Origin of the sequence: Burkholderia sp. AU39826 (assembly GCF_020419965.1) — a bacterium.
GTDB classification, from domain to species: Bacteria; Pseudomonadota; Gammaproteobacteria; order Burkholderiales; family Burkholderiaceae; genus Burkholderia; species Burkholderia semiarida.
The window spans coordinates 18037-32134 of the sequence record NZ_JAIZQG010000036.1 but is presented as its reverse complement, the minus strand read 5'-3'; the positions used below and the strand labels follow the sequence as shown (position 1 = coordinate 32134).

Below are 14098 nucleotides of genomic sequence, written 5' to 3'. Positions count from 1 at the left end.
TTCGCTACCGTGCCGACAACGCCACGAAGGCCGCCAGTCGGATTGCCACCACCGATGCCGCCCAGTGCACCGGTTACCGTGCCAACCACTCCGCCAAGGCCACCGGTCGGATCGCCGACACCACCCAAGGCGCCCGTTACCGTTCCGACTGCACCACTTGCCACGTTGCCCACCGTCCCGACAACGCCACCGAGACCACCAGTCCCGCCACCAACACCGCCCAGTGCGCCGGTCAGCGTACCGACTGCACCGCTTGCCACGTTGCCTACCGTCCCGACAACGCCACCCAGGCCACCCGTCGGATTGCCACCGCCGATGCCACCCAGTGCACCGGTCACCGTGCCAACCACACCACCGAGACCACCGGTCCCGCCACCGCCAACACCACCCAAGGCCCCCGTCACCGTACCGACTGCACCGCTTGCCACGTTGCCTACCGCCCCGACAACGCCACCCAGGCCACCCGTCGGATTGCCACCGCCAACACCACCCAGTGCACCGGTCACCGTGCTAACCACACCACCGAGACCACCGGTCCCGCCACCGCCAACACCACCCAGGGCACCCGTGACCGTACCGACTGCACCGCTTGCCGCGCCGCCCACGGTTCCAACGACGTCGCCGAGGCCACCCGTCCCACCACCACTTCCCCCAAGGCCACCCAACGCACCGGTCACCGTGCCAACCACACCACCAAGTCCACCGGTCCCACCACCACCGACACCACCACCGACACCACCCAACGGCCCCGTCACCGCCCCGGCCACGCCCGCGACCGGTTCGAGCAATCCGCTACCGATATCGATGGTCGCGCTTCCCGTGCCCGTCCCCGCCAGCCCGATCGAGATACCGCCTGCATTCGGGCTGCCGACCATCACCACCCCGTTCCCCCATCCCGTCACGGTGCCGACGAGTTCCCCGGGTGCCGGCGATCCGCCTCCGACGATGAGACCGTCGGATTTGCTGACACTTCCCTGCGGGGCAGCCAGTACCCCCGCCTGGGACGCAGTGGCGGCCAGGCTGAATAAAGCCGCGACCGACAAGGCGATGCCTGTCAATTTCACGTTCGCTTTCTTTTTCATGAATAACCTCATTTCGGTTGGACAACCGCGGAACAGCTCGAGCGATGACGCGTGGACCCTGTCGCCTGAAGGCGGCGCGAATCGTTCGCGGATTGCCCGATATGGCAAAGCGTTGAAACAGGTTCAAACAGGCCGATGCAACGGGATACCAGACACCGCGTGACGCATTTCATGCAAATTGATTTGCATCACGAAATTTCTGCAAAGCGAATCAAAAAACAATCCACCACATAACCACCGTCAAACGATCGGCCGCTCACGACGACTCCATCGCGAGCGGCCGCCGCCCCTCCCCTCAGAACTTCCACAACAGATTGCCGTACAGCGCGTGGTCGCTGATGTGGCCGCCGAGCTGGCCGCTATACGACAGGCCGAGCGACAGGTTCTTCGTCACGGCCGCATCGACACCGACCTCGAGCACCGCCGCATCGCGCGCGATCGGCACGCCGACCACGCTGAACGGCGCGCCACCGCTCGCGAACGACAGCTTCGAAGCCGGTTGCGTGTTGCCGAACGCATGCCGCCAGCCGATCGTGCCGTAGGTCGTGACCTTGCCCTTCGTCGTGACCGCGACGTCCGTCGATGCCCGCAGGCCGAGCGTCGAGAAGCCGAGGCCCGTCGTGTCGGAATCGCCCTGCAGCGCAGCCGCGCCGCCGTTCTCCTTGAAGCCGCCGGTGTGCAGGCTCGCGAACGCGAGCCCGACGAACGGCTCGAGTTCGACGTTGCGAATCGCCGTCGAGTAACCGAGCTCGGTGAACACCTGCGTCACGTTCGCGTCGTAGCTGGCGGTGTCGTGATCGGAGAAGCTGCCGAACGACGGATTGCGCTCGCTATGCACGCGGTACCACGACTGCGCCACGCCACCGCGCACGTTCCACGCGTTGTATCGGCCGCTGGCGTACAGCGCGATCGTCCCGCCGTTGACCTTCGCCGACTCGTTCTGGTCGGTATTGAGCTGGCTGCGCGACGCGCCGCCCGCGATACCGACGCGCCAGTGGCTGCTGACTTCCGCGTCCGTACCGACGATGAAGCCGTACAGGTTGCGATCGATCGAAGCGACGCCATCGCCGTCGAACCGGCTATGCGAGCCGTACAGCCGGCCCCACACCGCGGGCTTGAACGACTTGGCCGGCGTGCAGCCGTTCTCCGCGGCCATGCGCCGGTCGAGCGCCGCCGCGTGATCGTCCGCCGACACCGGCGCCTCGCATCCGCACAGCGCCCCGCCCGGCTGCGAACCGAGCCGTGCACGATCGAGCACCGCGTCGCGCACGTAGCGGCTATCCGACAGCAGCACGCTTCGCGTACTCGGATACAGATCGCCGGCCAGTTGCGTGAACGCGCGGTTCGCGGTCGGCGCATCCGACGTCAGCACCGTATCGAACAGCGGGTTGCCGGCGCCGAGCGTGCCGACCGCGCCCGCCACCGCTTGCCCGTCGGGCGTCGTCGCGACCGACGAGAACGGCGTGCCGTTCGGCGCCAGCGACATCAGCACCTGCGCCGGGTTGTACGTGAGCGTCGGCGTGAGGAACGCATACGTCGAGTTCACCGCGCTGAACTGCCCTTGCACGCCCGCGCCGGCATTCACGATGGTGTAAACCTTGCCCGGCTGGTATTGCCCGGTCGCCGCGACGACCTGTACCGACCCGCCGTTGAGCGTGGCGGAGCCGGTCACGTCGAGGCCGCCGCTCTGTTGCGGCGTGGCGCCGACCTGCAGCGTCGAGCCGGGCTGGAAGGTCGCGTTACCCGCGACCTTCAGCGGCTGCCCGAGCTGGAGGACCGACGCGGTGCCGCCGCCGGACACGACCAGGCCGCCGATCGTGCCCGTGCCGGTGACGGTCGCGCCGCTGCCGACGGTCACCGGCGAGCTGGCCAGCGAACCGGTGACGGCGAGCGTGCCGCCGGTCACGTTCGTCGGGCCGGACAGCGTGTTCGTCCCGCTCAGCACCTGCGCGCCCGTGCCGGCCAGCGTCAGCGGACCGGTACCCGACAGCGTGCCCGCGAACGAGCTGGTGCCCGCGGTATTGACCGTCAGCGGCGTGCTGCCGAGATTCACGTTCGAGCCCGTCGTACCCGACAGCGTGCCGATCGACTGCGGCGCGGTCGCGGACGCCAGGTTCAGCGTCGCGCCGCTGCCCGCGAGCATCACCGGGCTCGTCGACGCGAGGCTGCCTGAGCCGGCCAGCGCGAGCGTGCTGCCGCTGCCGATCGTCGTGCTGCCGGTGTACGTGTTGGCGCCCGTCAACGTCTGCGTGCCACCGCCCTGCACCGCGAAGCCGCCGGTGCCCGCGATCGTGCCGCCGAAGCTGCCGCCCGTCGGACCGGCCACGGTCAGCGTATTGCCGCCGAGATTCACGGTCGAACCGGCGGCGCCCGACAGCGCGCTCGCCGTCTGCGGCGTCTTGGCCGCGCTGACGTCGAGCGTCGCGCCGTTGCCGGCCAGCGTCAGCGCGCTACCCGCCGACAGGCCGCCGTTGCCGCCGACCGCGAGCGTGCTGCCGTTGCCGACCGTCGTGCCGCCCGTGTACGAGTTCGCGCCGCTGAGGGTCGTCGTCGACGGGCCGCTCACCGCCAGGTTGCCGCCGCCCGCGATCGGGCCGCTCAGGCCGAGGTTGTTGGCGCCGCCCACCGTCAGCGTCGAACCCGTGCCGAGGTTCACGGCGTTGCCGAGCGTCGTGCCCGCGACGCTGGTGCCGAGCGTGCCGCCGTTGCCGCCGACACTCAGCGTGCCGCTGCCGAGTGCGGTCGGCGTGCCGGCGACCAGCGTGCCGCCGCCGGTGACGCTGGTGCCGCCGGTGTAGGTGTTGGCACCGGACAGCGTCGTCGTCGCCGGGCCGGTGACCGACAGATTGCCGTTGCCGGAAATCGCGCCGGTCAGGCCGAGGCTGTTCGGGCCGCTCACCGTCAGCGTGGAACCCGTCCCGAGGTTCACCGCATTGGCCAGCGTCGTGCCCGGCGTGCCGGCCGTCAGCGTGCCGCCCGCGCCGCCGGTGTTCAACGCGCCGGTACCGAGCGCCGTGTTGCTGCCCGCGACCAGCGTGCCGCCACCGGTCAGGTTCGTGCCGCCCGAATACGTGTTCGAACCGGTCAGCGTCTCGGTGCCCGTGCCGCCCAGCGTCAGGCTGCCGCCCGTGCCGGCGATCGTGCCGCCGTACGTGCCGCTGCCCGTGCCGCCCAGCGTCAGGTTGTTGCCGCCGAGGTTCACCGTCGAACCGGCCACGCCCGACAACCCGGTCGTCGTTTGCGGCGTCGTCGCGCCGCTGACGTCGAAGGTTGCGCCCGCACCGGCCAGGTTCAGCGGGCTGCTGCCGGAGAGGCTGCCGCCCGCGCCGATCGCCAGCGTGCCGCTGTTGATCGTCGTCGCGCCGGTGTACGTGTTGTTGCCCGTCAGCGTTTCCGTGCCGGTGCCCGACAGCGTCAACCCGCCCGTGCCGGCGACGGTGCCGCCGTACGTGCCGTTAGCGGAGCCGGCCAGCGTCAGCGTGTTGCTGCCCAGATTCACGGTCGAACCCGACACGCCCGACACTGCGCCCGCGGTCTGCGGCGTCGTCGCGGCGCTCAGGTCCAGCGTGGCGCCCGTACCGGACAGATCGACCGCGCTGCCCGACGACAGGCTGCCGCCCGCACCGACCGCGAGCGTGCTGCCGTTGCCGATCGTCGTGTTGCCGGTGTACGAGCTGGCGCCCGTGAGCGTCGTCGTCGACGGGCCGCTCACCGCGAGGTTGCCGCTGCCGCCGATCGCGCCGCCCAGACCCAGATTGTTCGCACCGCCAACCGTCAGCGTCGAACCCGCGCCGAGATTGATCGCGTTGGTCAGCGTCGTACCGGCCACGCTGGTGCCGAGCGAACCGCCCGCGCCGCTGGTGTTCAACGCACCGGTGCCGAGCGCCGAACCGTTGCCGGCGAGCAGCGTGCCGCCGCCGGTCAGGTTCGTGCCGCCCGTGTACGTGTTCGTCCCGTTCAGCGTTTCGGTGCCCGTGCCGCCCAGCGTCAGGCTGCCGCCCGTGCCGGCGATCGTGCCGCCGTACGTGCCGCTGCCTGCGCCACCGAGCGTCAGCGCATTGCCGCCGAGATTCACGGTCGAACCCGACACGCCCGACAACGCGCCAGTCGACTGCGGCGTCGTGGCGGCGCTCAGATCGAGCGTCGCCCCCGCACCGGCCAGATCGACCGCGCTGCCGCCCGACAGGCTGCCGCCCGCACCGACCGCGAGCGTGCTGCCGTTGCCGATCGTCGTGTTGCCGGTGTACGTGCCGGCGCCGGTGAGGGTCGTCGTCGACGGGCCGCTCACCGCGAGGTTGCCGCTGCCCGAGATCCCGCCGCCGAGGCCCAGATTGCTCGCACCGCCAACCGTCAGCGTCGAACCCGCGCCGAGATTCACCGCATTACCGAGTGTCGTGCCGGCCACGCTGGTGCCGAGCGTGCCGCCCGCGCCGCTCGTGTTCAACGCGCCGGTACCGAGCGCCGAGCCGTTGCCGGCGATCAGCGTACCGCCGCCCGTCAGGCTCGTGCCGCCCGTGTACGTGTTCGTCCCGTTCAGCGTTTCGGTGCCCGTGCCGCCCAGCGTCAGGCTGCCGCCCGTGCCCGCGATCGTGCCGTCGTACGTGCCGCTGCCCGTGCCGCCCAGCGTCAGGTTGTTGCCGCCGAGGTTCACCGTCGAACCGGCCACGCCCGACAGCGTGCCCGTCGTCTGCGGCGTGGTCGCGCCGCTCAGGTCGAAGGTTGCGCCCGCACCCGTCAGGCTCACCGGCGTCGTTCCCGACAGGCTGCCGCCCGCGCCGATCGCCAGCGTGCCGCTGTTGATCGTCGTCGCTCCCGTGTAGGAGTTCGCGCCCGTCAGCGTTTCGGTGCCGGTGCCGTTCATCGTCACGCCGCCGGTGCCGGCGATGTTGCCCGCATAGGTGCCGCTGCTCGTGCCGCCGAGCGTCAGGTTGTTGTTGCCCAGGTTCACCGTCGAGCCGGCCACGCCCGAGATCGCGCCCGTCGATTGCGGCGACGCGGCGCCGCTCAGGTCGAGCGTCGCGCCGGCCGTCGTCAGGCTGACCGGGCTGCTCGACGACAGGCTGCCGTTGCCGCCGATCGCGAGCGTGCCGCTGTTGATCGTCGTCGCGCCGGTGTACGTGTTGTTGCCCGTCAGCGTTTCCGTGCCGGTGCCCGACAGCGTCAACCCGCCCGTGCCGCCGATCACGCCGCCGTACGTGCCGCTGCCTGCGCCGCCGAGCGTGAGCGTATTGCCGCCGAGGTTGACGTTCGTGCCCGCGCCGCCGGACAGCGCGCCCGTCGTCTGCGCGGAGGTGGCCCCGCTCAGGTCGAGCGTGGCGCCGGTGCCGGCGAGGTCGATCGCACTGCCGCCCGACAGGCTGCCGCCCGCGCCGACCGCGAGCGTGCTGCCGTTGCCGATCGTCGTGCTTCCGGTGTAGGTGTTCGCGCCCGACAGCGTCGTCGTCGACGGACCATTCACCGCGAGGTTGCCGCTGCCGCCGATCGCGCCGCCGAGGCCGAGATCGTTCGCGCCGCCGACCGTCAGCGTCGAGCCGCTGCCGAGATTCACCGCGTTGGCAAGCGTCGTCCCGGGCGTGCTCGCGGCCAGCGTACCGCCTGCGCCGCTCGTGTTGAGCGCCCCCGTGCCGAGCGCGGAACCGCTGCCCGCGATCAACGTGCCGCCGCCGCTCAGCGTCGTGCCGCCCGTGTACGTGTTGTTGCCGGTCAGCGTTTCGGTACCGGTGCCCGACAACGTGAGGCTGCCGCCCGTGCCGGCGATCGTGCCGCCGTACGTGCCGTTGCCCGTGCCGCCGAGTGTCAGGTTGTTGCCGCCGAGGTTCACCGTCGAACCGGCCACGCCCGACAGCGTGCCCGTCGTCTGCGGCGTGGTCGCGCCGCTGACGTCGAAGGTGGCGCCTGCGCCGGCCAGGTTCACCGGGCTGCTGGCCGACAGGCTGCCGCCTGCGCCGATCGCCAGCGTGCCGCTGTTGATCGTCGTCGCGCCGGTGTAGGTGTTGCTGCCCGTCAGCGTTTCGGTGCCGGTACCCGACAGCGTCAGGCCGCCCGTGCCGCCGACCGTTCCGCCGAACGTGCCGTTGCCCGACCCGCCGAGCGTCAGCGTATTGCCGCCGAGGTTCACCGCCGAGCCCGCCGCGCCCGACAGCGTGCCGGTCGTCTGCGGCGACGTGGCCGCGCTGACGTCCAGCGTCGAACCCGCGCCGGCCAGATTGATCGCGCTGCCGCCCGACAGGCTGCCGCCCGCGCCGACCGCCAGCGTGCTGCCGTTGCCGATCGTCGTGTTGCCGGTGTACGTGCCAGCGCCGGTGAGGGTCGTCGTCGACGGGCCGCTCACCGCGAGGTTGCCGCTGCCCGAGATCCCGCCGCCGAGGCCCAGATTGTTCGCACCGCCAACCGTCAGCGTCGAACCCGCGCCGAGATCGATCCCGTTGGTCAGCGTCGTGCCGGCCACGCTCGTGCCGAGCGTGCCGCCCGCGCCGCTGGTGTGCAGCGTGCCCGTGCCGAGCGCCGAGCCGCTGCCCGCGATCAACGTACCGCCGCCGCTCAGCGTCGTGCCGCCCGTGTACGTGTTGTTGCCCGTCAGCGTTTCGGTGCCGGTGCCCGACAACGTGAGGCTGCCGCCCGCGCCGGCGATCGTGCCGCCGTACGTGCCGTTGCCCGTGCCGCCGAGCGTCAGGTTGTTGCCGCCGAGGTTCACCGTCGAACCCGCCACGCCCGACAGCGTGCCCGTCGTCTGCGGCGTGGTCGCACCGCTGACGTCGAAGGTCGCACCCGCACCGGCCAGGTTCACCGGGCTGCTCGCCGACAGGCTGCCGCCCGCGCCGATCGCCAGCGTGCCGCTGTTGACCGTCGTCGCGCCGGTGTACGTGTTGGTTCCGGTCAGCGTCTCCGTGCCGGTGCCTGCCATCGTCAGTCCGCCGGTGCCGCCGATCGTCCCCGCGTAGCTGCCGTTGCCCGTGCCGGCCAGCGTCAGCGTGTTGCCGCCGAGATTCACGTTCGTGCCCGCTACGCCGGACAGCATGCCGCTCGTTTGCGGCGTGGTCGCCGCGCTGATGTCGAGCGTCGCGCCCGTGCCGGCGAGATCGAGCGCGCTGCCCGACGACAGGCTGCCGCCCGCACCGACCGCCAGCGTGCTGCCGCCGCCGATCGTCGTGTTGCCGGTATAGGTGTTCACGCCCGTGAGCGTGGTCGTCGACGGGCCGCTGACCGACAGGCCGCCGCTGCCCGAGATCCCGCCGCCCAGCCCGAGATCGTTCGCACCGCCAACGGTCAGCGTCGATCCCGCGCCGAGATTCACCGCATTGCCGAGCGTCGTGCCAGCCGTGTTCGTGCCGAGCGAGCCGCCCGCGCCGGTCACGTTCAGCGCGCCCGTGCCGAGCGCGCTGCCGTTGCCGGCGATGAGCCCGCCGCCGCTCAACGTGGTGCCGCCGTCATACGTGTTCGTGCCGGTGAGCGTCGTGGTGCCCGCGCCGGTCTGCGCGAGGCCGCCGCTGCCGGAAATCGTGCCGCTCAGCCCGAGATCGTTCGCGCCGTTCAGCCCGAGCGTCGCGCCCGCGCCGAGCGTGACCGCGTTGCCGAGCGTCGTGCCGCTCACGCTCGCGTTCAGCGTGCCGTTGCCGGTCACGTTCAATGCGCCGGAACCGAGCGCCGTATTGCTGCCGACGCTCAATCCGCCGCTGCTCAACGTCGTCCCGCCGCCATAGGTGTTCGCGCCGCCGAGCGTGGTCGTGCCCGAGCCGGACTGCACCACGCCGCCTGCGCCGGAAATCATGCCGCTCAAGCCGAAGTCGAACGCGCCGCCGAGATTCAGCGCAGAGCCGGCGCCCAGATCGACGGCGTTCGCCAGCAGCAGGTTCGCCGTGCTCGCGTTGAGTGTGCCGCCGCTGCCGGTGACGCTGAGTGCGCCCGTGCCGAGCGCCAGGTTGTCGCCGACCGACAGGCCGCCGGCGCTCAGCGTCGTGCCGCCCGTGTAGGTGTTCGCTCCGGTGAACGCGGTCGTTCCGCTGCCGGTTTGCGCGAGGCTGCCGCCGCCTGCGATGATGCCGCCGAGGCCCAGATCGTTCGCGCCGCCGAGCGTCAGCGCCGAGCCCGTGCCGAGAGTCACTGCGTTGTTCAGCGTCGTGCCCGCAACGCTCGCGGCCAGCGTGCCGCCCGCGCCGGCGACGTTCAACGCGCCGGTACCGAGCGCCGCTCCGCTGCCGGCAACCAGCGTGCCGCCGCCGGTCAGGTTCGTGCCGCCGGTATACGTGTTGGCCCCGGTCAGCGTTTCGGTGCCCGTGCCCGCCAGCGTCAGGCTGCCGCCCGCGCCCGCGAGCGTGCCGCCGAACGTGCCGCTGCCGGCGCCGCCGAGCGTCAGGCCGTTGCCGCCGAGATTCACCGTCGAACCGGCCACGCCCGACAGCGCGCCGATCGTCTGCGGCAGCGCTGCACCGCTCAGGTCGAACGTTGCACCGGCTCCGCCCAGATTCACTGCGCCGCCCGCCGCGAGGCTACCGCCCGCGCCGATCGCCAGCGTGCCGCCGTTGATCGTCGTGCCGCCCGTGTAAGTGTTCGCGCCGGTCAGCGTCTCCGTGCCGGTGCCGGACAGCGTCAGCCCGCCCGCACCGCCGATCGTGCCGCCGAACGTGCCGTTACCGGCGCCGCCGAGCGTCAGCGTATTGCCTCCGAGATTCACCGCCGCGCCGGCCGTGCCGACCAGCCCGCCCGTCGTCTGCGGCGACGTGGCCGCGCTCAGGTCGAGCGTCGCCCCCGCGCCGGCCAGATCGAACAGGCTGGCGCCCGACAGGCTGCCGCCCGCACCGACCGCCAGCGTGCTGCCGTTGCCGATCGTCGTGTTGCCGGTATACGAACCGGTGCCGGTCAGCGTCGTGATCGACGGGCCGTTCACCGACAGATTGCCGCCGCCCGAGATCGCGCCGCCGAGGCCCAGATTGTTCGCACCGCCAACCGTCAGCGTCGCGCCCGCGCCCAGATTCACCGCATTGCCGAGCACGGTGCCGCCCGCGCTCGTGCCGAGCGTGCCGCCCGCGCCCGTCACGTTCAGCGCGCCGGTGCCGAGTGCGCTGCCGTTGCCCGCGATGAGCCCGCCGCCGCTCAGCGTCGTGCCGCCCGTGAAGGTGTTCGCACCAAGCAGCGTCGTCGTGCCGGTGCCGGTTTGCGCAAGACTGCCGGCGCCCGACAGCACGCCGCCGAGGCTCAGGTCGGCCGCGCCGTTCAGCCCCAGCGCCGCGCCGGCGCCGAGGTTCACCGCATTGCCCAGCACGGTGCCGGCGACGTTCGTCGCGAGCGTCCCGCCCGCGCCGCTCACGTTCAGCGCACCGGTGCCGAGCGCGCTGCCGTTGCCGGCGATCAGCCCGCCGGCGCTCAACGTCGTGCCGCCCATGTACGTGTTCGTGCCGCCGAGCGTCGTCGTGCCCGAGCCGGTTTGCTCAAGGCTGCCGTTGCCGGCGATCGTGCCGCTCAGGCCGAGATCGTTCGCACCGTTCAGCCCCAGTGTGACGCCGGTACCGAGATTGATCGCGTTGCCGATCGTCACGCCCGGCACGCTCGCGCCGAGCGAAGCCGAACCGTCGACGTCGAGTGCGCCGAGGCCGAGCGCCGCGCCGCTGCCGACGAGCAGGCTGCCGCCCGTCAGCGCCGTGCCGCCCGCGTACGTGTTGTTGCCGGTGAGCGCCTGCGAGCCGGTGCCGGAAAGCGTCAGCCCGCCCGCCCCGCCGATGTTGCCGGCGAAGACGCCGCTGCCGCTGCCGGCCAGCGTCAGGTTGTTCGCTCCGAGATCGATCGCCGAACCCGCGACGCCCGACAGCGTGCCGATCGACTGCGGCGTGGTCGCGCCGGCGATGCTGAACTGCGCGCTCGCGCCCGTCAGGTTCACGGGGCTCGACGCGGCGAGACTGCCACCCGCGCCGATCGCCAGCGTGCCGCCGCCGATCGTGGTGCCGCCAGTGAACGTCTCGGCCGCGGTGAGCGTCGTCGTGCCCGGGCCGTTCACGGACAGGCCGCCGGTACCGGAAATGATCCCGCTCAGCCCGAGATCGTTCGCACCGCCAACCGTCAGCGCCGCACCCGCGCCGAGCTGGATCGCGTTGCCGAGCACCGTGCCGCCGACGGTCGTACCGAGCGAGCCGCCCGCGCCCGTCACGTTCAGCGCGCCCGTGCCGAGTGCGCTGCCGTTGCCGGCAAGGATGCCGCCGCCGCTCAGCGCCGTGCCGCCCGTGAACGTGTTCGCGCCGAGCAGCGTCGTGATGCCCGAGCCGATGTGTGCGAGACCGCCGTTACCGGCGATCGTGCCGCTCAGGCCGAGATCGTTCGCGCCGGTCAACGCGAGCGTCGCGCCCGTGCCGAGGTTGACCGCGTTGCCCAATGTGGTGCCGCTCACGCTCGCGCCCAACGCGCCGCCCGTACCCGTGACGTTCAGCGCGCCGGCGCCCAGCGCCGTATTGCTGCCGGCGAGCAGCGTGCCGGCGCTCAGGGTCGTGCCACCGCCGAAGGTGTTCGCGCCCGACAGCGTCGTCGTACCCGTGCCGCTCAGCACGAGGCCGCCGGTGCCGCCGATCGCGCCGCTCAGGCCGAGGTCGTTCGCACCGTTCAGCGTCAACGATGCGCCGTTCAGGTTGATGCCGTTCGCAAGCGCCGCGCCGGCGGCCAGATCCGCGCTCAGCGAACCGCCGAGGCCGCTCACGTTCAACGCGCCGCCTACGCCGAGCGCCGTGCCGCCGCCGACGATCAGGCTGCCGCCGCCCGTCAGGCTCGCGCCGCCCGTGAACGTGTTCGCGCCGGTCAGCGTCGTCGCGCCGGTACCGCCGAGCGCCAGGCCGCCCGCGCCCGAGATCGCGCCGCTCAGACCGAGATCGGCTGCGCCGTTCAGGCCGAGCGTCGCGCCCGCGCCGAGGTTGACTGCATTGCCGAGCACGGTGCCGCCGACGTTCGTCGCGAGCGTGCCGCCCGCGCCGACCACGTTCAGTGCGCCCGTGCCCAATGCCGCGCCGTTGCCGGCGATCAACCCGCCGCCGCTCAGCGCCGTGCCGCCGGAAAACGTGTTCGTGCCGAGCAGCGTCGTGGTGCCGGCGCCGGTTTGCGCCAGGCTGCCGTTCCCGCCGATCGCGCCGCCCAGGCTCAGATCGGCTGCGCCGTTCAGGCCGAGCGTCGCGCCCGCGCCGAGGTTGACTGCATTGCCGAGCAACGTGCCGCCGACGCTCGTCGCGAGCGTGCCGCCCGCGCCGGACACGTTCAATGCCCCCGTGCCGAGCGCCGCGCCATTGCCGGCGATCAACCCGCCGCCGCTCAGCGCCGTGCCGCCCGTAAACGTGTTCACGCCGAGCAGCGTCGTCACGCCCGTGCCGCTTTGCGCGAGGCCGCCGTTCCCGCCGATCGCACCGCCGAGGCTCAGATCGGCCGCGCCGTTCAGGCCGAGCGTGGCGCCTGCATCGAGATTGACTGCATTGCCGAGCAGCGTGCCGCCGACATTCGTCGCCAGCGCGCCGCCCGCCCCCGTCACATGCAGCGCGCCGCTGCCGAGCGCCGCGCCATTGCCGGCGATCAGTCCGCCACCGCTCAGCGCCGTGCCGCCCGAAAACGTGTTCACGCCGAGCAGCGTCGTCGTCCCCGTGCCGCTTTGCGCGAGACTGCCGTTGCCGGCGATCGTGCCGCCGAGGCCGAGGTTGGCCGAACCGTTCAGGGCCAGCGTCACGCCGGTATCGATATTCACCGCATTGCCAAGCAACGTGCCGCCGACGCTGGTGCCGAGCGTGCCGCCCGCGCCGCTCACGTTCAGCGCGCCCGTGCCGAGCGCCGTGCCGGTGCCGACGACGAGCCCGCCGCCGCCCGTCAGATTCGTTCCGCCCGTGAACGAATTGGCGCCGTTCAGCGCGAGCGTGCCGGTGCCGCTCGCGTTCAGCGCGCCGCCGCCGGCGATCGTACCCGACAGCGCGAGCCCGGTCGCGCCGTCCACCGTCAGGCCCGCGCCGAGCGTCACGTCGTTGAGGAGGTTGAGGCCGGCCGCGCCGGCCTCCAGCGTGCCGCCGCCGGCGACGATCGTCCCCACGCCCAACCCCGCGCTGTTGTTGATGATCGCGGTGCCGCCGGCCAGCGACGCGTCGGCCGCACTCGACGCGCCGGTGATGTTCCACGTGCCGCCCTGAACCGCGAGATGCGTGAAATTGCCGTACGTATCGACCGCGATGGCGCCGCTCGCGGGGCTCCCGGTCGCGGTGTTCAGTTGCAGGTTCAGCGTATTGTTGCCGCCCAGCCCCGCATCGACGCCGAGCCCAACCGACGATCCGGTCAGCGCATTGAACGTGTTCGACGTGCCGGCGGACGCGCCGAGCGACACGTTGCCCGTCACGGTGCCGGCATTGGTGAACGTGTTCCCCGCGCCCGGCGTCCCGCTGGGCGCGAGCACTACCGAACCGTTGATCGTGCCGCCGCTCGCGTTGGTGAAGTTGGCCTGCGCTCCGCCCGACGTGGTGACGACCTGCGCGGTGGGCCCCGCGCTGAAGCCCAGCAGGCCGGTCGTGCCGATCGTGCCGGCATTCGTGATGTTCGTCGTGCCGCCGATGCCGTTGTACACGGTCAACGCCGGGCCGTTGAGCAGCGAGCTCGTCGAGCCCATCATCACGCCCGAGCTGGCGTTCGTGACGTTGACCGTGCTCGCCGACGCGATATTGCCGACCACCGTGCCGTTCGACACGAGGCTCAAGCCGGACAACGCGGGGTCGATTCTGCCGTTGTTGGTCAGCGTGACGCCGCTGCCCGTCAGCGACAGCGCGGTGCCGCCGATCAACGGCACCACGGAGACGGTCGCGCCGGGCTCGACGGTCAGGTTGAGATTGTTCGCGCCGTTCGAATAGGACGTGCTGGCTCCGCTGCAACTGACGGTCGTGGTTCCGGTGCAGGCCGCCAGCGCGTCGACGGGGACGATCCCGGCGCCGACCAGCGCGACCAGCACGCCGGTCGGAACGAGGAGTTTCGGACGTGCTTCCGCGCGCTTTTTGTTCGATCCCATGCGCATACGCATAATC

At 71.9% G+C, this 14098-nt stretch carries 1 protein-coding gene and 1 pseudogene; both read right to left on the bottom strand.

Annotation, left to right across the window (positions count from 1 at the left end):
* A pseudogene (locus tag LGM42_RS33415) lies at positions 1-1082 on the bottom strand (hypothetical protein); the annotation flags it as partial.
* 295 nt (positions 1083-1377) lie between these two features.
* Positions 1378-14094, bottom strand: a complete 12717-nt coding sequence (locus LGM42_RS32235; protein WP_226234346.1) for an autotransporter-associated beta strand repeat-containing protein — start codon at positions 14092-14094, stop codon at positions 1378-1380.
* Positions 14095-14098: the final 4 nt, after the last annotated feature.

Coding starts and splice junctions, on each gene's coding strand:
- LGM42_RS32235 (WP_226234346.1), bottom strand. CDS start 14,094: ATGCGTATGCGCATGGGATCGAACAAAAAGCGCGCGGAAGCACGTCCG.